General features: G+C 67.4%; 23 protein-coding genes. 15 read left to right on the top strand and 8 right to left on the bottom strand.

What is annotated here, in order from left to right:
- The first annotated feature begins 133 nt into the window (after positions 1 to 133).
- The 4 genes from LI337_RS04255 (at position 134) to LI337_RS04240 (ending at position 3,687) form a co-directional block, all read left to right on the top strand.
- Complete coding sequence (locus tag LI337_RS04255; RefSeq protein WP_227228478.1) at positions 134 to 1,033, top strand: YkgJ family cysteine cluster protein; 900 nt, start codon at positions 134 to 136, stop codon at positions 1,031 to 1,033.
- Positions 1,034 to 1,123: 90 nt separating this feature from the next.
- Complete coding sequence (locus tag LI337_RS04250; protein WP_227228477.1) at positions 1,124 to 2,053, top strand: NAD(P)H-binding protein; 930 nt, start codon at positions 1,124 to 1,126, stop codon at positions 2,051 to 2,053.
- 27 nt (positions 2,054 to 2,080) lie between these two features.
- On the top strand, positions 2,081 to 2,776 hold the full coding sequence (locus LI337_RS04245) for a DUF7530 family protein (protein WP_227228476.1): 696 nt from the start codon (positions 2,081 to 2,083) through the stop codon (positions 2,774 to 2,776).
- A 203-nt stretch (positions 2,777 to 2,979) separates the two neighbouring features.
- Entirely contained in the window at positions 2,980 to 3,687 is a 708-nt protein-coding gene (locus LI337_RS04240; protein ID WP_227228475.1) for a helix-turn-helix domain-containing protein, read from the top strand.
- 34 nt (positions 3,688 to 3,721) lie between these two features.
- Here the strand turns inward: LI337_RS04240 and LI337_RS04235 are convergent, their stop codons facing one another.
- Entirely contained in the window at positions 3,722 to 4,048 is a 327-nt protein-coding gene (locus tag LI337_RS04235; protein WP_227228474.1) for a hypothetical protein, read from the bottom strand.
- 339 nt (positions 4,049 to 4,387) lie between these two features.
- Between LI337_RS04235 and LI337_RS04230 the strand changes: the two genes are divergently transcribed.
- Together LI337_RS04230 and LI337_RS04225 are read left to right on the top strand one after the other, a co-directional pair.
- Entirely contained in the window at positions 4,388 to 4,744 is a 357-nt protein-coding gene (locus tag LI337_RS04230; protein WP_227228473.1) for an ArsR/SmtB family transcription factor, read from the top strand.
- A complete protein-coding gene (locus LI337_RS04225) occupies positions 4,731 to 5,036 on the top strand; it encodes a DUF7521 family protein (protein WP_227228472.1) in 306 nt (101 codons plus the stop codon). The genes LI337_RS04230 and LI337_RS04225 overlap by 14 nt, the downstream gene beginning before the upstream one ends.
- A gap of 65 nt (positions 5,037 to 5,101) precedes the next feature.
- On the opposite strand, the gene LI337_RS04220 is transcribed toward LI337_RS04225, so the two are convergent.
- The gene (locus LI337_RS04220) at positions 5,102 to 5,347 is read right to left on the bottom strand and encodes a hypothetical protein (RefSeq protein ID WP_227228471.1); all 246 of its coding nucleotides are present in this window, start codon (positions 5,345 to 5,347) and stop codon (positions 5,102 to 5,104) included.
- Between the two features lie 397 nt (positions 5,348 to 5,744).
- On the opposite strand from LI337_RS04220, the gene LI337_RS04215 reads away from it, so the two are divergent.
- Positions 5,745 to 5,978: a DUF7543 family protein gene (locus LI337_RS04215; protein ID WP_227228470.1), complete on the top strand. Its 234-nt coding sequence runs from the start codon at positions 5,745 to 5,747 to the stop codon at positions 5,976 to 5,978.
- A 67-nt stretch (positions 5,979 to 6,045) separates the two neighbouring features.
- Here LI337_RS04215 and LI337_RS04210 read toward each other — a convergent pair whose 3' ends face one another.
- Both LI337_RS04210 and LI337_RS04205 read right to left on the bottom strand, forming a co-directional pair.
- Positions 6,046 to 6,831 (bottom strand): CBS domain-containing protein, encoded by a 786-nt coding sequence (locus LI337_RS04210; RefSeq protein WP_227228469.1) that lies wholly within the window; start codon positions 6,829 to 6,831, stop codon positions 6,046 to 6,048.
- Positions 6,832 to 6,911: 80 nt separating this feature from the next.
- A complete protein-coding gene (locus LI337_RS04205; protein ID WP_227228468.1) occupies positions 6,912 to 7,364 on the bottom strand; it encodes a pyridoxamine 5'-phosphate oxidase family protein in 453 nt (150 codons plus the stop codon).
- A gap of 193 nt (positions 7,365 to 7,557) precedes the next feature.
- Between LI337_RS04205 and LI337_RS04200 the strand changes: the two genes are divergently transcribed.
- From LI337_RS04200 to LI337_RS04175, 6 genes are all read left to right on the top strand, one after another.
- Positions 7,558 to 8,250, top strand: coding sequence for an SCO family protein (locus LI337_RS04200; RefSeq protein WP_227228467.1), 693 nt, complete (start codon positions 7,558 to 7,560; stop codon positions 8,248 to 8,250).
- 9 nt (positions 8,251 to 8,259) lie between these two features.
- Positions 8,260 to 8,637 (top strand): DUF7471 family protein, encoded by a 378-nt coding sequence (locus tag LI337_RS04195; protein WP_227228466.1) that lies wholly within the window; start codon positions 8,260 to 8,262, stop codon positions 8,635 to 8,637.
- Complete coding sequence (locus LI337_RS04190) at positions 8,634 to 9,152, top strand: winged helix-turn-helix transcriptional regulator (protein ID WP_227228465.1); 519 nt, start codon at positions 8,634 to 8,636, stop codon at positions 9,150 to 9,152. Before LI337_RS04195 ends, LI337_RS04190 begins: the two co-directional genes overlap by 4 nt.
- An 84-nt stretch (positions 9,153 to 9,236) precedes the next feature.
- Positions 9,237 to 10,304: an iron transporter gene (locus tag LI337_RS04185; protein ID WP_227228464.1), complete on the top strand. Its 1,068-nt coding sequence runs from the start codon at positions 9,237 to 9,239 to the stop codon at positions 10,302 to 10,304.
- Between the two features lie 200 nt (positions 10,305 to 10,504).
- Positions 10,505 to 11,308: a 5'/3'-nucleotidase SurE gene (gene surE / locus LI337_RS04180; protein ID WP_227228463.1), complete on the top strand. Its 804-nt coding sequence runs from the start codon at positions 10,505 to 10,507 to the stop codon at positions 11,306 to 11,308.
- Positions 11,309 to 11,341: 33 nt separating this feature from the next.
- Positions 11,342 to 11,548, top strand: coding sequence for a hypothetical protein (locus tag LI337_RS04175; protein WP_227228462.1), 207 nt, complete (start codon positions 11,342 to 11,344; stop codon positions 11,546 to 11,548).
- Positions 11,549 to 11,611: 63 nt separating this feature from the next.
- Here the strand turns inward: LI337_RS04175 and LI337_RS04170 are convergent, their stop codons facing one another.
- Positions 11,612 to 11,911 (bottom strand): hypothetical protein, encoded by a 300-nt coding sequence (locus LI337_RS04170; RefSeq protein WP_227228461.1) that lies wholly within the window; start codon positions 11,909 to 11,911, stop codon positions 11,612 to 11,614.
- Between the two features lie 138 nt (positions 11,912 to 12,049).
- Here LI337_RS04170 and LI337_RS04165 point away from each other — a divergent pair, with 138 nt between their 5' ends.
- The gene (locus LI337_RS04165; protein ID WP_227228460.1) at positions 12,050 to 12,730 is read left to right on the top strand and encodes a carbonic anhydrase; all 681 of its coding nucleotides are present in this window, start codon (positions 12,050 to 12,052) and stop codon (positions 12,728 to 12,730) included.
- A gap of 260 nt (positions 12,731 to 12,990) precedes the next feature.
- Complete coding sequence (locus tag LI337_RS04160; RefSeq protein WP_227228459.1) at positions 12,991 to 14,088, top strand: CNNM domain-containing protein; 1,098 nt, start codon at positions 12,991 to 12,993, stop codon at positions 14,086 to 14,088.
- On the opposite strand, the gene LI337_RS04155 is transcribed toward LI337_RS04160, so the two are convergent.
- The 3 genes from LI337_RS04155 to LI337_RS04145 all read right to left on the bottom strand — a co-directional run bounded on the left by LI337_RS04155 (position 14,085) and on the right by LI337_RS04145 (position 17,526).
- Positions 14,085 to 14,945: an alpha/beta fold hydrolase gene (locus LI337_RS04155; protein WP_227228458.1), complete on the bottom strand. Its 861-nt coding sequence runs from the start codon at positions 14,943 to 14,945 to the stop codon at positions 14,085 to 14,087. The two genes, LI337_RS04160 and LI337_RS04155, sit on opposite strands and share 4 nt — an antisense overlap.
- A gap of 453 nt (positions 14,946 to 15,398) precedes the next feature.
- Positions 15,399 to 16,457 (bottom strand): class I SAM-dependent methyltransferase, encoded by a 1,059-nt coding sequence (locus LI337_RS04150; protein WP_227228457.1) that lies wholly within the window; start codon positions 16,455 to 16,457, stop codon positions 15,399 to 15,401.
- A 253-nt stretch (positions 16,458 to 16,710) separates the two neighbouring features.
- Entirely contained in the window at positions 16,711 to 17,526 is an 816-nt protein-coding gene (locus LI337_RS04145) for a helix-turn-helix transcriptional regulator (protein ID WP_227228456.1), read from the bottom strand.
- Positions 17,527 to 17,650: the final 124 nt, after the last annotated feature.

Here is a 17,650-nt window from a genome sequence, read left to right as displayed (position 1 = left end):
GTCTGGCACTGTCACCGGGACACTCGCAGGATCGGACGGGCTACCCCACGAACTGTGAGTGACGACCGACTCACGTGGTGCCGGGGCTCCGCGCTCCGAACCGTTTTCACGCCGTGCCACCAACTCTCACGGTATGCGCGTCGACTGCGAGGGGTGTGCCGGCTGTTGTATCGACTGGCGACCGCTCAGCAGGCGCTCGCTCGACCACGAGCGGCGTGGTCCGCGTCCGCCACTGGACGACACCTACAACCTCGTCCCGCTGACACGCGACGAGGTCCGGGACTTCGTGGCGGACGGACTCGGCGACGCACTCGTCCCGCGACTCTGGCGCGCCGAGGGCGACGAGGGTGTCGAGGTCGACGGTATCGAGGTCGCCGCCGTCGCCGGTCGGCCCGCGTTCTTCGTCGGTCTGCGGAAACCGCCGAAGCCGGTCGGTCCCTTCGACACCGACCCACGCTGGCTCCGGAGTTGTGTCTTCCTCGACCCCGAGACGCTCCAGTGTCGTATCCACGGGAGCGATCGCTACCCGACCGAGTGTGCCGACTACCCGGGCCACAACCTCGAACTCGACCGGGAGACCGAGTGTGAGCGCGTCGAAGCCGAGTGGGGCGGCGACCGACTGCTCGACCGCGAGCCACCCGAGGGGATGGAGGGTCTGCTGCTCGGTCCGCACGCACTCGGCTCGAAGGTGTTCACCCACCCCGATCCGGACCGCCTCGCGGGCGTCGTCAGCCGCGCCGCGAGCGGAGATCTGACGCCCACCGACCGCGCCGAGTTCGTCGGCGTGGCCGTCGGCTCCAGTCCCGGATCGACGACGGTGAACGACGCCCGTGCCGCCGATGCGCGCGATGCGGTGCTTGCCGCCGAGTCGTGGGCCGGCCGCGCCTGCGAGGAGTGGCGTGATCGCGCCGACCGTGCAGGCGGACTCGGCGAGTTGATCGACCGGGACGCAGACACCCCCACGGACCTCGTCGCCCGAATCGAGACCGACCGGGGGGCACCGGCGACCCAGGGGTGGGGTCCGGAACCGTGAGCGACCGACGACTCTCAGCAAGCGAGCGAGTTTCGCGCCCGGACGACACCGACTAAAGAGTTAACCGAGCGTAGTCCCTGACTCTCTACCATGCGAATACTCGTCACGGGGGCGACCGGCTTCGTCGGCAGCCGACTGCTCTCGCCGCTCCGCGACGCCGGCCACGAGGTCACGGTCCTCGTGCGCGACGCGGCGCGATACGCCGGTCCTGCGGACGTGCGCGTGGTGGAGGGTGACCTCCTCGAACCAGGGAGCTTCGACGAGGCGCTCGACGTGGACGCCGCCTACTATCTGGTCCACTCGATGCAGTCCGGAGCGGACTTCGCGGAACGCGACCGCCGGGCCGCCCAGCACTTCGCCGACGCCGCCAGCGCGGCCGGCGTCGACCGCGTCGTCTACCTCGGCGGCCTCGGCGAGGAACGCGAGGACCTGTCGAAACACCTCGAGTCGCGCCGGGAGGTCGAGCGCATCCTCGGCGAGGGCGACTACGATCTGACGACGCTCCGAGCCGCGATCATCATCGGCGAGGGGAGCGCGAGTTTCGACATGATCGAGCAGTTGGTCCGCAAACTCCCGGTGATGATCACGCCGCAGTGGGTCCGAACCGACTGCCAACCCATCGCCATCGCGGACGTGATCCAGTATCTCGTCGGCGTGCTCGATCACCCCGAGACGGCCGGCGAGACCTACGAGATCGGCGGCCCGGACGTGTTGACCTACGAGCAGATCATGCGTCAGACGGCCCGGCAGCTAGGCCGAAAGTTGTTCATCGTCCCGGTGCCGGTGTTGACGCCGAAGCTCTCCTCTCACTGGGTCGGCTTCGTCACCGACGTGCCGAACAGCGTCGCCAGACCGCTGATCGACGGGCTGAAGAACCCGGTCGTCGTCCACGACACGCGCCTGCAGGACCTGCTCGACGTGGAGCCGACACCCTTCGACGTGGCGGTCGCACGGGCACTCGGCAGGGATGCGACGGGCGACTCGACGCCCGCGACCGTCGAACCGAGTCGGGTCGGCTAAGTGGCCCGAGCGAGTTCCTCCGCCCGAATGACTGGGCCGGAGTACGGCGACACGTGGGTCTACGAGAGCATCGTCGGCGCACTGCCGGGCATCGACCTCCGGGAGTCGGAGGCGGTCGCGCTCCAGTTCGTCGTCTTCGAGGTCGGTATCGTCCTCCTCGCGTTTCTGTACGACCTCTGGACGGCGGCGCTGGCCGGGACGGCGGCAGTCGCGGTCGCGGCCGCCGGTAGCGTGGCGATGCGGCGACTCGGGACCGGCACCCGAAAGCTCGGCGCGCCGGAGCCGTATCGCCGACTGCTGTTCGGGTCCAGCATCGAAGTGGTGCTGGCGGTGCTGGCGTTCATCGCGCTGGTGACCCACCTGTTCGTCTTCGATCCACAGGAGTCGGCGCTCCCGCTGCTGTCGTCGCTGTTCGGGCCGGAGCCGCCGGTACTGGTGGTGTACCTCACCCTGCTCGTCCTGTGGGACCTCTGTTACCGGATCGGCACCTCGTGGTGGGCCGCCGTGGTCTCGCTGTGGCGCGGGTGGCGCTACGACTTCGACGCCGAGACGGCGAGAGGCTATCGCCGACTGGACGCGATGAACGTCCTCTTTGCGGTCGGGCAGGCGGTGCTGTTGCCGTTCTTGCTGGATCAGCCGGTGCTGTTGCTCGCAGTTGGGGGGCACATCGTCGCGGTGACCGTCGTCTCTGGGGCGGCGATGGTACTGACGCGACCGAACTAACTCGGCTCTCTCAGTTCGGGTCGTGACTCGGTCGAGTAAGTCGTGGACGACGGGACGCGAAAGCCCGTTTGACTGGTAGACGTGTCGTCTGCACTCACCTCGTATCGTTTCGTCGCGTCTTCGGCTGTCGTTTCGTCCCACTTCGACGACTGCCGAAGGTCGGTTTCGATACGCTTTTGCGCCGCAGTGACACACCCTCGGACATGACGGCGACCCCTCGGGCCGACCTCGCGCGGCGGATCGCGGGCGAGATCACGCTCAGCGACGACCCCGGCGCGACCCTCCGGAAGTGGCGCACCGACTTCGACGTGTCCCAGACGGAACTCGCCGGCCAACTCGACGTCTCCTCCTCGGTCGTCTCGGACTACGAATCCGGCCGCCGCGAGAGTCCCGGCATCGGCGTCGTCCGGCGGATGGTCGAGGCCCTGCTGGACATCGACGAGTCGCGCGGCGGGGGTCGCATCCGGCAGTACGCCCGGGTGCTCTCGGCCGGGTTCGACAGCGAGATCGTCCTCGACTTACAGGAGTACGCGACGACCATCCCCCTCGACGACCTGTACGAGGCGATGGACGCGACCGAACTCGTCCGGGGCGATCAGGACCGGATCAGCGGGCACACCGTACTGGACAGCGTGGAGGCGATCACCCGCCTGTCCAGCGACGAGTTCTATCGACTCTACGGCCAGAGCACGAACCGCGCGCTGGTGTTCACGGCCGTCTCGCGCGGGGAGTCCCCGCTGGTGGCGATGCGGGTCGTCAACCCGACGCCGAACGCGGTCGTGCTCCACGGCATCAGCGAGGAGGAGTTGTGGGACTACGCGCCGAAACTGGCCCGCATCGACGGCTTCTCGCTGGCGATCACCTCGAAGAACCTCGACGAGATGCTCGACGACATGCGGGCGTTACCCTGACTGCACGTTGACGTGCTCTGAGTTCGGCGACCGGTCAGACCGGCGAGTACTCGCGCCGGAGGTCGACGAACGCGCGGTGGGCCGCGACGACCACGGCGGCCACGACGCTCACGACCGCGACGATCATCGCCGTCACGATCAACAGCCCCGAGAGGAGGTTCAGGAGGCCGACGCCGTGCGTCTGTGTCTGTGTCCCGACGAGAGCGGTGACAACCGCGAGCGAGAGCAGCGCCGCCTCGATGCCGAGGATGCGACCCGCGAGAGGATACCCGGAGACGACCGATTCGATCAGTTCGCGGACGTCCGGCAGGGAGGTGTCGGTGTCGACTTCCGCGCCGTCTCGTACGTCGCTCAGGCTCATGGGTTACCACCACGTCGTGCCGAGAGACACGTAAAGCGACGACCACGGTTTCCGCCGGCGAAAACCCGCCGGCAGTCAGGCTTCCGTCGACTGGCGAGGACGCCCGCCTGCCACCCCAGCGTATGGGTCGACCGTTCGCGTGTGCCTCTCGGGCGCTCCGACGACACCGAGTTCGGGCAGGTCTCCGCGTCGGTTCGGGTGCTCGAGACGCTCCCGTGGGCCAGCGGCGGCCTTCTCTGACCCCCCGAGTCGTCTCCCACTTCAACCTTGGGCACAGTTTCGGTCGGCGAAGTCGGGTGTGCGACACTTTCAGGACGCGCGACCGAGTTGTGCAGGGACGTGAGCAAGGAATGGGAGCCAGAGAACGTCTTCGACGTGTTCGGCAGCGAGCGCGCCCGACAGATACTCGTCCTGGCGAGCGTCGAACCGGTCTCGGCCGAGGAGATCGCGGACCGACTCGACACCTCGCTCCCGACCGTCTACCGCCGGGTGAACGCGATGGTGGAGTACGACCTGCTGGCGGAGGACACCGCGATCGACGCGGACGGGCACCACTACACCACCTACGAGACGAAACTGCAGGAACTCTGCGTCGAGATCGAGGAGGGCGGGTTCACCATCGACATCGAGTACCGGCGCGATCTGGTCGACAAGTTCGGCGACTTCTGGGGGGACCTCGGTGATGGTGACGGGTGAACCGCCGGAGTTCTACGCCTTTCTCCTCTCGAACCTCCTGACGCTCGCACTCGGCGGGACGATCACGGGACTGAGCTACCGGGCCTACCGCCGCGCCGGTGAGTCGGCGTTCGGGACCGCCGCCGCCGGGTTCGGACTCATCACCCTCGGGTCGGTGGTGGAGGGTATCTACGAACTGGGGATTCGCGGCTACGAACTGTCGGGCAGAGAACTGCTCGCGCTCCACACGGTAGAGGGCGTCGTCATCGCACTCGGCCTGGCGACCCTGTTCTACTCCGTGACGCAGTACTGAGGCCGGAGACGGTTGCGTACGAGACGGCACGGGTCGAGACCGGACGAGGCGGGCCGGCGACGTCGTCACACGGGGAGCGGATCGGCGGTGAAGTCGAGTTTCTGGACCCCGTACAGGACCGCCGCCGCCGCGAACGCGAGGAAGATCGGGACGTAGCCGCCGGGCGCCAGTTCGGGGTTGAGACCGGCGTAGACGGCGATCGCGACCGACCCGGCTGCGACGATCCACGTCTTCCAGAGTCCGAGGAACTCTGAGGCTTTCTCGACCGTCGAACGATCCGATTCGTCGGTCGGCTGGTGGCTCGCTGTCATGGGGATGCACCCACGAGAGGACAGGCCAGACGGGTGGGAAAAGGCCCCGCAGGACTTCACTCGCCGAAAACTCTGCCGGCCGGCTCGGACGGACAGAACGACGACGGTGGCTCGGACCGGAGAGTGATCTGTCCCCGCGTGCGTGACCTGCCGCGTGCCGCTCTCGCCGGTGTACTCCCCCGTACACCCCTTCGCGTCTGACGACTGGCTGACGTAGCTATTTATGATCCTCTCACGCTACTGTGTGACATGGCAACGAGTGACGCAGAACCGCGTGGTCGCCCGGTCGGACTCGACGACGAGGCAGTCATCGTCGACGGACGCGTGGTGCGCTTCCGCGAGTACCGGTTCGGTCGCGGGCAGGACTGATTTGGTCTCCGCGCCCGAACCACCGGTCGTGAGTTGGCACGAGTCGAACGCCCGCGAGGGCGTCACGGAGTGGGAACGCGACGACGGCTACGCGACGATTCGCCTGCGCGAGCGGGGTGACGGCCGGTTCGTCGTCCGGTTCGACCGACTGATCCAGGCGTCGGAGGGCGACGGCTACCGCCGGGAGACGGTCGAGTCGCGGGAAGCGGGCGAAGAACTGGCAGAGGAGTGGCGCGACGAGTTCGACACTGACGCGTCCTGAGACGATCTGTTCCGAGACGCGCTGTCCTGAGACGATCAGTTCGGCGTCCTTCGAAGAATCGAGTGAGTCACTCCTGTAGTCGCTTCGTCGTCTCGACCAGCGGATGCTTGGCGTAGTCGACGATCTCGATGTCGTCGATAGACGCCAGTCCCTCCTTCTTCGCTGTGCGGTGCATCCCGAGTTCGACACTCTCGTCCACGACGATGACGTAGGCGTCCATCTGCTCGACGCCGAGTTGGTTCGCGGCCGCGACGCGGTGGTGACCGTCGGCCAACAGGAGTACGTCGCCGTTCTCGATGACCACCAGTGGCTCGGCGAGTCCGCGTTCGAGTTCGTACTGGCGGCCCTCCAGTTCGTCGGCGTACACCCGCGCCTGCGTCGGGGTCAGGTCGACGAGTGCGACCGACTCCCGGCGCTCGTCGACGGTGATGTCGTGGATGTTCTCAAGGGTTCGCATCAGTTTCCCGACCTTCTCCGGGGTGGCGCGTTCGATCTGACTCCGGATGACGTCCGTGTTCGAGATGATGCCGACGAGGTTGCCCGCGTCGTCCACCACCGGTAGCTTCTGGATCCCGGACCGGAGGATCACCCGCGCCGCGTCGGTCACGTCCATCTCCGGGTGTGCGACGATCAGGTCGGTCGTCATCACGGTGAAGATGGGGGCGTCGTCGTCTGCCAAGAGGAGGTCGCGGGCGTTGACGAACCCCTCGACCTTCCGGCCGTCCGTCACGGGGAAGCCGTTGTGTCCGTCGCTCTCGGCGATGCGCCGGGCGACCGCCGAGACGGTGTCGTCCGGCGAGACCGTCTGTACGTCCCGCGTCATGTACTCCTTCACGCTCGCCGACCCTGCCATACCTCGGCTACGCTACTGCCCGGCAAAAGGGTGGTGGCGCGTCGCCCGGCGGCCCGTCGTCCCGGTGTCACGTCTCGGAGTTAGCTGTCTGTCGGCACCTGCTTCTTTCCGGTCACCTCGTCCGTCACGAGGCGGAAGAAGCGGAACTCGTACTCCCGCGGGTGCCGGTCGAACACGTCGACCAGTGGGATCTCGATCCGGCGCAGCGCCGCCGCCACCGACGAGTCGAGGACCGTCTCCGTCACCGCCGACAGGTGACCGGTGGCGACGACGCTCGCCCACCCCGAGTCCGTCTGTCGGTGGACGACGAACGAGACGGGCGTCTGTTCGCCGACGAAGGACTTCCCGCTGTCGGGACCGAACGCGAGACGGAGGTAGAACACGCCGTCCTCGGCGTCGTACCCGTACGACACCGGCAACGAGTACGGTGGCTCGTCGCTCGGCCGTGCGAAGGAGATCACTCCCGTCCCGCCGGTGCCGAGGAACTCGTCACGCTCCGCGTCTGGCATCTCGGTCGTTCGCGTGTTGTTCATGATCGTTCTACGACATCGCGGGTCAAAAACGTATCCTGCGAGGAGGGGTTCACCGCCCACCGCAGGTCGCGGTCGAGACCGTGATCGCGGTCGCGGTTGCGGTCGCGGCCGAGATCGTGATCGCGGTCGATCGCTGGGCGGTTAGACGCTCGAACCAATCGGCACTTAGGCGTCGGGCCGTAACCTCTCGGTGATGAACAGGCGAAGCTATCTTCGGGCGGCCGGACTCGCTGGCACCGCGTCACTCGCCGGCTGTCTCGGGGGATTCGGCGACGACAACCCGAACGTCGTCCTCGGCGCGCCGGACCGCGACTCGGACGTGACCAGCGAGGACCTGCCGTACCCTGCGTGGGGCCAGCAGGTGCCCGACGTGAGCCTCCCGAACCCGCTTTCCGGAGAGTCTGTCGCCCTGCGCGACGTGGACCGACCGCACGTCACGACGTTCTTCTTCTCGAACTGCATGACCGTCTGCCCGGCCATCGTCGGTCTCGTGCGCGAACTGCAGATCCACAGCGTGACCGAGGGGTACGCCGACGAGGTCGACTTCTACCCGGCTACCTTCGATCCGGCACGCGACGACGCCGAGACGCTCCGGAGCTACGCCGACCGGATGAACGTCGACATGGACGCCGGCAACTGGCACTTCCTGCGACCCGAGACCGAGGAGCGCGCCAAGGAGGTCATCCAGGAGCAGTTCGGCGTCTTCTTCGAGAAGGACCCACAGGAGGACGGCCCGTACATGTTCACGCACCTCGGACTGATCCTCCTGGTGAACGGCGACGGCTACGTCGAACGTGGCTACCGTGCGCGCCTCGAGCAGGGTGAAGGGCTGAGCGTCGGTCGCCAGGACGTACTCGACGACCTCCGGCGCGTCCGCTCCGCCTGAGGGACGACGATGCTCACGTCTACGTCGCGGCTGTCCACTCACGCCCTCCCGCTCCACGTGCTGTCGGGGGTCGATCCCGTTCTCGCGGGCGTCCTCGTCACTGCCGGCGTCGGAACCGCCGTACTCGCACTGCTCGGGATCACCGCCGCGATCAGACGCCGGTCCGTCTCGTATCTCCTGATCGCGGCGGCGCTCTCGACGCTCGCGCTCCGGACCGGCGTCGCCGTCTCGACGATGGTCGGTATCGTCCCGTTCGAGTCGCACCACACGCTCGAACACGCGCTGGACGCCGTGATGGCGGGACTGATCCTCGCGGCGGTGTACTACGCCCGCCGGGTCGAGCAGTCGGTTCGCGCGCGGTCCGCCGGCGAGGGGGACGACCGATGACGGACACCAGAACCCGGATCGCGGACTGCGTCCGGGCGCGTCCGGGCGTCCACTTCAACGACCTCGTCCGGCGACTCGACCTCGCGCCGGGGCAGGTGCAACACCACCTGAAACGCCTGCTGAGCGACGAGCGCCTGATCGCCGACGAACTGTACGGCCGGACGCACTACTACCCGCCGGAATTCGACCCGTGGGAGCGCCGCGTGCTCGCGCTGGTCCGCCGGGAGACACCCCGTGACGTGGTCGCGTGTCTGCTGGACGCCGGCGGGTCGGCACCGCCGGCGAGCGTGGCGGACGCGGTCGGCATCGCCCGGAGCACGCTGGAGTGGCACCTCGACAACCTCACCGAGGCCGACGTGGTGACGAAGACCTACGACGAGCGCGGCCGGGTGACGCTCACGCTGACACGCCCCGAGCGAACCGCCGACCTGGTCGCCTCCGTGTCGCCCTCGCTCCCCGGGCGGTTCGTGGACCGGTTCACCCGTCTCGTCGACGACCTGCTCGCCGAGGAGTGAGGCCGGACCCCGTGAACACCCGAGACCGCGGGCTTCGACGCCCGAACCAGAACCCGTAATTGTCCGAGGACCCACTCGTCGAGTATGAGACGACGGCGATTCCTCGGAACACTGGGCGTCGGGGCGACCGCCGGCCTCGCCGGCTGTAGCTCGCTGTTCCAGACGACGACCGGCGGCCGGGAGCCACCGCTGGTCGAGGACCGTCCGGCGGCGACGTACATCCCGACCCACCACGAAGGAATGACGATGCTCGGGATGGCGATGGCTGGCGACCTCCGGGTGGCGCTCACCTACTCCTACCCCCACCGGTTCTGGGTCGTCGAGCAGGAGGAAGGCGGCTTCGGCACGCGCCGGATCGACGTGGGACCGGACGACGCGATCCACCTGATGGCGTCGGTCTGGGACGCCGAGACGGGGATGGTGATCCCGACGACCGGCGTCTCGGTCGAGGTGACGAACGCCGACGGCTTCCTCGAACAGGAGGTCGTCTACTCGATGCTATCCCAGCGCATGGGCGTCCACTACGGCGGGAACTTCCCGCTCGACGGCGACGGCACCTACACCGCGCAGGTGCAGGTCGGCGGGGTCTCGGCCGACCGCTACGGCGCGTTCGCGGACCGCTTCGGCGAGCCATCGACCGCCGAGATCGAGTTCGAGTACAGCGAGGCAGAGCGCAACGACATCCCCTACGAACTCTACCCGGACACGCAGGGACAGCGCGGCGCGGCCCCGGCGATGGAGATGAACATGGACATGGGCATGGGGACGATGCCACTCGGCCGGACGGCCGACCTGCCGGGCGAGTCGCTCGGGTCGGGAACCAGCGGCGACGCCCGGTTCCGGGCGAGTCGGATCGACGCCGACCGGTTCGGCGGGCCGTACCTCGCGGTGACGGCCGGGACGCCCTACCACGGGTTCGTCCTGCCGGGGATGGGGCTGCGAGCGACCGTCACCCGCGACGGCGAGGAGGTGTTCGCCGGTCGACTCCGATCCGCACTCGACCCCGAGGCCGGCTTCCACTACGGCGCGCCGGTCGACGAGTTGCAGGCCGGCGACGAGGTGACGCTGACGGTCGAGACGCCCCCGGTCGCGGCGCGCCACGAGGGGTACGAGACCGCGTTCCTGACGATGCCGGACGTGACGCTGGCGTAGTTCCTCGGGGTTCGGTCCCGGTGACTGGCGTCTCCGAACGACCTTGCGAGGACACCGACCCCCCAGCGAGAGCAGCGACCGGAACAGTGACCGCCCAGCGACGACAGCGACCGGGACAGCGACCAAACCGCGACGACACCGACCGCGACAGCACCGTCCCGCTCCGGTGTACTTTTGCGCTCGCCGCCACACCACCAGCTATGAGCGAGTCGCCCGCGATTCTCCTGACGAACGACGACGGCATCGACAGCACCGGCTTCCGGGCGCTGTACGACGCCCTGAGCGAATTCGCCGACGTGACGGCAGTCGCCCCGGCCGACGACCAGAGTGCGGTCGGGCGCGCCATGTCCCACGAGGTCTCGGTCGTCGAACACGACCTCGGCTACGCCATCGAGGGTACCCCCGCAGACTGCACCGTCGCGGGTCTCGAATCCCTCTGCCCGAACGTCGACCTCGTGGTCGCCGGCTGTAACAAGGGGGCGAACCTCGGGGCGTACGTCCTCGGGCGCTCCGGCACCGTCTCGGCGGCAGTCGAGGCCGCGTTCTTCGACGTCCCGGCCATCGCCGTCTCGCTGTACGTCCCGGCCGGCGGCCCCGGGGACGACACGCCGTGGCACGAGAAAGCCACCGACCCTGCGGACTACGACAACGCGGCGCGGGCGACGACCTACCTGACGAGACACGCCCTCGGTGCGGGTGTCTTCGAGCAGGCCGAGTACCTGAACGTCAACGCGCCGATGCCGACCGCCGGCGACCCGGCCGAGATGGTCGTCACCGAACCCTCGACGCTGTACGACATGACCGCCGACCACGACGAGGGCAGGATTCAGCTTCACGACCGCGTCTGGGAACGCATGCGCACCGGCGACATCCCGGACCCCGAGGGCACCGACCGCCGCGCCGTCGTCGAGGGGCACGTCTCCGTCTCGCCGCTGACCGCCCCGCACACGACCGAACACCACGAGGCGCTGGACGCACTCGCCGAGACCTACGGCGCGGACTGATCTCGACTCGGCGTCTCACGCACCCACGTCACCATGTCCGGTCCCCTCCAGCACCTCCTCGATTCGCCGGTCGTCGGCAGCTACCTCCGGATTCGGCTCGCGTTGCTGTTCGCCCTCCTGTTGACGGTCGTCCTCGGCGGTGCCGCCATCTCGGTCGGCGGTCCGGTCGGTGTCGCCCTCCTGCTCGGCGTCGTCGCCTGCGGCCTGCTCGCGCTGTTGGTCGTCGCAGTTGTGCGGTGAGTCTGCCGAGACGTCGGAGACGGGAGTGGAATAGAGTCGAGAGCTATCGAGCGACCGGCGGGACTACTCCGCGTTCGCCAGCAGGTTCGCGTCGGTCACGAGTTTGAACGCCGCGCCGACTAGGCCGCCGAAGAACAGCGCCGCGCCGGTCGCCGAGACGACGATACCCAGGAGGAGTTCGATCGTCCGGACGAGGACGGGCTGGAAGGGCCCGCCGAGCAGGAGGTTCAGGCCGAAGGGGAGGATCAGCGCCCCGGCGACGTAGACGATCAGGAGCCGACGCATCTCGGGGTGGAGCGCGTAGGCGACTGCCGACTGAAAGGTCACCGGCGACTCGGCGAGGATGGATTCGGGGTCTGTCACGCTCCCGACCGACGCACTCGGCGGGGAAACACGTTGTGGCCCGGAGGCGGACGCCGGCGGGTCGTCGGCCGGGTTCACGGTGCGGTAGATCGGCCGATGAAGAAGGAGATTTGAAGCTCGCCCGAGAGGCACCGGTAGATGCACGAGACGTTCACGCGACTGCTCGCCGGCAACGACGCCCACGCCGACGAGTTTCGGTCGAAGTTCGACGACCTCCAGGACGCGCAGTTTCCCGACGCCGTCACCGTCTGCTGTGCCGACTCCCGCGTGCTCCAAGACCGGATGTGGGGCAACGACGACCCCGGCCACCTCTTCACCTGCGGCAACATCGGCAACCGGGTCGTCCAGGAAGTCGGCGGCGAGCAGGTCGTCTCGGGGGACGTGCTCTACCCCGTCGAACACACCGGCACCGAGACGGTCGTCGTCGTCGGCCATACCGGGTGTGGCGCGGTGACGGCGACCTACGCCGATCTGACCGACGGCATCGACGAACCCGCAGGGATTCGACGCTGTCTGGACCTGCTCGCCCCACACGTCGGTCCCGGCGTCGAGGCACTCCCGGACGACCTCTCGGACGCCGAGGCAGTCAACTACCTCGTCGAGTACAACGTCGACCGACAGGTCGCGTTCCTCTGTGACAGCGACGAGGTTCCCGACTCCGTGACGATTTACGGCGTCGTCTACGACTTTCAGGACGTCTACAGCGAGCGACGCGGCGAGGTGCAGGTGATCAACGTCGACGGCGAGCGAGACCCGGAGACGCTCCGCGAGGAGCACCCGGGGTTCGCCGATCGTGTCCGGCGACTGTGGACGTACTGAGCGACGCCGCCCCGGTCGTGTCGGTCTCGTGCTCCTCCACTCTCTGTACTCGCGGTCTCGTCCGTCTCCGCTCTCTGTCGCTCACTCGCCCGCGTCTTCGTCACCGGCACCGTCATCGCCCGCCCCGGTGCTCGCTCTCCGCTGTGTCGTCAGTTCGTCACTCGAAGACCGATTCGCTGTCGGGACGACGAGACCGTACGTGTACTCTCAGACGAGTCGATGGATTCTCCTGTCTCGGTCGTCAACCAGGTGTCACCCCGATGACTCCACTGGAAATCAGCCTCCGACTCGTGGCTGGCGTCCTCCTGATCCTCACGAACGGCTTCTTCGTGGCCATCGAGTTCGCGCTGACGCGCGCTCGCCAGTTCACCGAATCGGAGTTCGTGGACGGCGACGGCCGACTCGAACGCGCCTGGGAGATGACACAGGACCTCGAACTGTACCTGACGACCTGCCAGGTCGGCATCACCGCGTCCAGTATCGCGGTCGGTATCGTCGCGGAACCGGCGCTGGCCGCGCTGTTCGAGCCGCTGTTCGCCGGGTCTGCGCTGGCGACGATCGGTGCCGGTGCGATCATCGCCTACGGGATCATCAACCTCGTCCACCTCACCCACGGCGAGCAGGCCCCGACGTACCTCGGCGTCGAGCGCTCACGGATGGTCTGCCGGTACGGGGCCGCGCCGCTCTACTACTTCTACGTGATCATCTCGCCGATCATCACGCTCGGCGACTACGTGGCGAAGTACACGCTCAAACTGTTCGGCATCGAGATGACCGGTGCGTGGCTCGAAGCCGAGGAGGACGCAATCGAGAGCCGAGCACAGCTCCGCACTCGGCTCAGTTCCCTGCTGGAACAGGGTGAACTCTCCGGCGAGCGCCACGACGAAGTCGTCAGCGCACTCGAAGCCGGGACGACGGAGGTCCGCGAGGTGATGGTCGACGAGTCGGACGTCGTGTACCTCTCGACGGAGGTCTCCGTCGAGGAGAACCTCCGTCGCGTCTCCGAGACGCCACACACGCGCTACCCGCTGGTCGGCGAGTCGGCAGACGAGTTCGTCGGGGTCGTCTACGTCCCGTCGATTCTCGACCGCATCGAGGAGCTGAAAGCGGGCGACGTGACATTCGCGGAGATCGCCGCCCCACCGATGACCGTCTCGGCGGACACTACCGTCAGCGACACGGTCGACCGGTTCCAGGCGGAGCGACAGGAGCTCGCGCTGGTCCTCGAAGACGGCGAGGTCCTCGGCCTCGTCACCGCGACCGACGCACTGGAGACGGTGATGGGCGAACTGGAGGACCCGCTCGACGCGAGCCACGACGCCAGTGCCGCGAACCGCGGGCAGCCGACGGGCGACTAGCCGGTTCGCGTCGTGTCTCCGGGACCCGGCACGCTCTCGATCCGAGTGAGCAGTCCACGGATCGCGTCGGTGACGACATCGGGCGCGTCGACGGTCACGGCGTGGCCTGCGTCCGGGACCGTCTCGACGCTGACGCCGGCACGCTCGTCGGCCGACGCGGCGATCCGCGCGGCGTGCCGTCGGACGAACGGCAGCCCGTTCGCCGCGACGAGGACGAGCGTCGGCATCGTCAGCGCACTCAGATCGACCGTCGTCCGGTGGAACCGCGTCATCGCACCCACGACCTTGGTGAACTCGGCGGTCGCCATCGGCGGTGCGTCCCGCCGGAGTCGCTGGATCGCCGCGTAGTCGCCCCCGGCCCCGCGGGCGAACCGTTCTGTGAGCCAGACGTTCGCTCGCTCGACCCGCTCGATGCCGAACAGCCGGACCGGGAGTACCGTCGCCGGCAGGACGACCCGGCGGACCAGCCAGTCGCTTGCGCCGAGCACCGGCGGCGTCCACGTCTCGGCGAGGACGAGACCGACGACTCGCTCGGGATGCCGCGTGGCGTAGCACTCGGCGATCAGTCCGCCCATCGAGAGGCCACAGAGGACGACGGAGTCGAGCGACAGCGCGTCGAGTAGCGCGTCGAGGTCGTCGACGAACAGGTCGATCGTGTACGACGCTCGCTGCGACCCGCCGGTCCGGCCGTGGCCCCGGAGGTCGTAGACGAGCGTCGTGTGGTCTGCCCGGAGCGCGGCGGCCTGGGCGTCCCACACCGAGTGGTCGAGCATCGAAGCGTGGACGAAGACGACGACGGGCCCGTCGCCGGCGAGTTCGTAGTACGTCTCGATGTCGTTCGTGCGGACGGTCGGCATACGACATCTACGTCGCCCGGAGAGATGAAGTCGCACAGTCACGAACGGCTCGCCCGAGATCTTCAGATCGCGATATGATCCAGCGAGCGTGCAGAATAGGGGAAGCGGTCTTTTTCGATGAGGGCGACCGTCTCGAACTGTTCGACTGAACCTCGAGTTGCCAAGGTCCTCGCCGTGCTAGCTGCGACGACCACGGCGTGGCCCCTTCTCTCGGTGATCCGGTGGGGTCGTACGGAGGACGGCTTCTCCCGTCATGACCCCCGCCCGCCCCCACAACCGGCACGTCCTGTTCGAGTCGGAGAAGCATCGGTGGCTTTCGAGACCGATTCTGTCCGTGTGGTTCGGGTTCGACTTCGACTTCGGTTCGATTCGTGTCTCGGAGATCGAGAGCTTCGCAGCGAACGGCTGGTTCGTCCTGCCCGCACCGGTCCACAGTCGTCCGTTCGTCACGGTCTACGGTTTGACCTCGAACACGAGATTTAGTGGCGTCTCGGCCGCCCGGCGGAACCGGGTAAAGCCGCCGTCCGTGACGGCTTCCCGGATCCCCGCCTCGCCGGCCTGTGCGCCCAGTACTCGCTCGGCTTCTTGATCGAGTGCGCCCGGCGTGCAGATCAGCGTCGAGATGGAGTAGGCCGCCCGGCCCATCGGATTGAGGTTGTCCTCCACACTGTCGTTGGCGAACAGCTCGACGATCATCCACGTACCGTCGCTTGTGAGCGTGTCGTGGACGTGCGCCGCCGCGCCCACGGGATCACCCATGTCGTGGAAGGCGTCGAAGGTAGCCACGAAATCGTAACTCGCACCGTCGTACGACTTGGCAGTCGCCACCTCGAAACTCACGCGGTCGGCGACCCCGGCTTCCTCGGCTCGTTCCTGTGCCGCCGCGATCGACGGTTCGTGAGGATCGATACCGACGAACGTCGAGTCAGGATACGCCTCGGCCATCAAGACGGTCGACGCGCCGTGACCACACCCAACGTCGGCGACGCGCCCGCCGGTTTCGAGCGTCGTATCCACGCCATCAAGCGCGGGAATCCAGTTGTCTACGAGGTGCGCCGCGTACTGTGCTCGCCAGGAGTACTCGATGGCGTGGAACAGGTCCGCGTCGTGCTCGTGCCAGCCCACACCCGCTCCCGTGCGGAAAGCCTCGGCGAGTTGTGATTCGATTTTGGCCGCCGATAGGGCGACCCGAAAGTTGCCCACCATGAACGCGGGACTGTTCTCGTCGGCCAGCAGAGCGGCCTGCTCGGGGGTGAGGCTGTAGCGGTCAGTCTCCGGGTCGTAGGTGACGTACCCACCGGCGGCCTGCGAGCGCACCCACTCGCGGACGTATCGTTCCGCGGTGTCAGTCTCTTCGGCCAGTCCGGACGACGTGAGTGGTCCCGCGTCGGCGAGCGTCTCGTACAGGCCGAGTTTGTCGCCGATGATGACCAGCGGTGCGTGCGCCGTGGCTCCGAAGTCGGTTATCGCTGTCTGTACGTGCTGGTTCAGTCGTTCTTCGTCGAGTGCCATGACGTGTCGTAGTCGGTGTTGTCGGATGGTTGGATTCTGTTCCCGCAGATCGACTTCGCTCGTGACAACGGTATAGGCATCTGATGTAACCGTTTCACACCGTGCAACACGTCCACCCCAGCGTCGGTACCTCGACGTGGAGAAGGGATGGACCGGTTCGCAGGTCCTCCGTGGACAACCGGGGGTCCAAGACTGCTGTCCGCCGGGGAGTCGGGACTCTCGGCACGACTCCGCGGTCTCGGGGCTGCCGCTGCTAGGTCTCGGAACCGGCGGGTTCTCGCTCGTTCTCTAACGCCGATGCGGTGAGTCGGATCGACGCTTCTCTGTACCGGTCGAACGTTTCCGCGAGCCGATCTACGAGGGCCGGATCGTCGGACTCGATCACGCCCACATTCACGTCTCGGTCGTCGGCGACGATGAGATAGGCCGTCCCGTCGTGGATGCCACCCGGCGGGACGTCACTGTCGGCGATGTACACTGTGGAGCCGGCGACGATGTCCTCGAACTTGTCGGCGTACGGAGACGCCCTCACCGACTCGATGACGGCTGGGGTCGTCACCAGTTCGGACGTCTGCGTGCCGGCGACGACTGCCTCGTGTCTCGCTTTGATACACGGTTCGGGGAGCCTGTCCGCCAGTGTCTGTGTTCGGGTCGACTCGCGTTCGATCTCCAGCACGCGGGCCACCGGTGCCAGCGGGTTGTCGGGGGTCGCCGCAGTGATCCTCGCACTTGTCAAGACCTCGAGATCGAACTCGACGTCCAGTTCCCCCAGCGGAAACCACGGGAGTAGTTCACGCAGATCGCTGGCGGTCTTCATGTGGCCGTAGAGTTCGATGAACGTGTTCGCCACGTGTTCCCCGAGCGGAGTCAACGCGTATCGCTTCCCGTCCCTGCCTACCCAGCCACGCCTCTCGAAATCACCGAGGAGGCGGCTGATCGTGGCTTTTGAGGCCTCCGTCGCGCTCCGCAATTCCGACCTCGTCCGGGGGCGTGCCGCGAGGGCTTCGAGCGCAGTGAATCGGTTCTCCGAGTCCGCCAGAAAGCGGATGTCCTCCAGCGGAGTGGGCATGAAAAACATAAAGATCGATCGTTGTATAACTGTACTGTTGTGGTATCCGCGCTCTCTGAGTCATCGTGACCGTATCGGAGCCTTTCGGTGAGATTCGACGATCCGTCTACGATCAGTCACCCTG

Source organism: Salinirubrum litoreum (assembly GCF_020567425.1).
GTDB classification, from domain to species: domain Archaea; phylum Halobacteriota; class Halobacteria; order Halobacteriales; family Haloferacaceae; genus Salinirubrum; species Salinirubrum litoreum.
Note: the sequence above shows the minus strand (reverse complement) of the source record. Positions and strands in the feature narration are given on the sequence as shown.

What these genes read in the sequence shown, in the direction of transcription:
- LI337_RS04255 (WP_227228478.1), top strand. Translation starts at nt 134, where the DNA reads ATGCGCGTCGACTGCGAGGGGTGTGCCGGCTGTTGTATCGACTGGCGA.
- LI337_RS04250 (WP_227228477.1), top strand. Translation starts at nt 1,124, where the DNA reads ATGCGAATACTCGTCACGGGGGCGACCGGCTTCGTCGGCAGCCGACTG.
- LI337_RS04245 (WP_227228476.1), top strand. Translation starts at nt 2,081, where the DNA reads ATGACTGGGCCGGAGTACGGCGACACGTGGGTCTACGAGAGCATCGTC.
- LI337_RS04240 (WP_227228475.1), top strand. Translation starts at nt 2,980, where the DNA reads ATGACGGCGACCCCTCGGGCCGACCTCGCGCGGCGGATCGCGGGCGAG.
- LI337_RS04235 (WP_227228474.1), bottom strand. Translation starts at nt 4,048, where the DNA reads ATGAGCCTGAGCGACGTACGAGACGGCGCGGAAGTCGACACCGACACC.
- LI337_RS04225 (WP_227228472.1), top strand. Translation starts at nt 4,731, where the DNA reads ATGGTGACGGGTGAACCGCCGGAGTTCTACGCCTTTCTCCTCTCGAAC.
- LI337_RS04220 (WP_227228471.1), bottom strand. Translation starts at nt 5,347, where the DNA reads ATGACAGCGAGCCACCAGCCGACCGACGAATCGGATCGTTCGACGGTC.
- LI337_RS04210 (WP_227228469.1), bottom strand. Translation starts at nt 6,831, where the DNA reads ATGGCAGGGTCGGCGAGCGTGAAGGAGTACATGACGCGGGACGTACAG.
- LI337_RS04205 (WP_227228468.1), bottom strand. Translation starts at nt 7,364, where the DNA reads ATGAACAACACGCGAACGACCGAGATGCCAGACGCGGAGCGTGACGAG.
- LI337_RS04200 (WP_227228467.1), top strand. Translation starts at nt 7,558, where the DNA reads ATGAACAGGCGAAGCTATCTTCGGGCGGCCGGACTCGCTGGCACCGCG.
- LI337_RS04195 (WP_227228466.1), top strand. Translation starts at nt 8,260, where the DNA reads ATGCTCACGTCTACGTCGCGGCTGTCCACTCACGCCCTCCCGCTCCAC.
- LI337_RS04190 (WP_227228465.1), top strand. Translation starts at nt 8,634, where the DNA reads ATGACGGACACCAGAACCCGGATCGCGGACTGCGTCCGGGCGCGTCCG.
- LI337_RS04185 (WP_227228464.1), top strand. Translation starts at nt 9,237, where the DNA reads ATGAGACGACGGCGATTCCTCGGAACACTGGGCGTCGGGGCGACCGCC.
- surE (WP_227228463.1), top strand. Translation starts at nt 10,505, where the DNA reads ATGAGCGAGTCGCCCGCGATTCTCCTGACGAACGACGACGGCATCGAC.
- LI337_RS04175 (WP_227228462.1), top strand. Translation starts at nt 11,342, where the DNA reads ATGTCCGGTCCCCTCCAGCACCTCCTCGATTCGCCGGTCGTCGGCAGC.
- LI337_RS04165 (WP_227228460.1), top strand. Translation starts at nt 12,050, where the DNA reads ATGCACGAGACGTTCACGCGACTGCTCGCCGGCAACGACGCCCACGCC.
- LI337_RS04160 (WP_227228459.1), top strand. Translation starts at nt 12,991, where the DNA reads ATGACTCCACTGGAAATCAGCCTCCGACTCGTGGCTGGCGTCCTCCTG.
- LI337_RS04155 (WP_227228458.1), bottom strand. Translation starts at nt 14,945, where the DNA reads ATGCCGACCGTCCGCACGAACGACATCGAGACGTACTACGAACTCGCC.
- LI337_RS04150 (WP_227228457.1), bottom strand. Translation starts at nt 16,457, where the DNA reads ATGGCACTCGACGAAGAACGACTGAACCAGCACGTACAGACAGCGATA.
- LI337_RS04145 (WP_227228456.1), bottom strand. Translation starts at nt 17,526, where the DNA reads ATGCCCACTCCGCTGGAGGACATCCGCTTTCTGGCGGACTCGGAGAAC.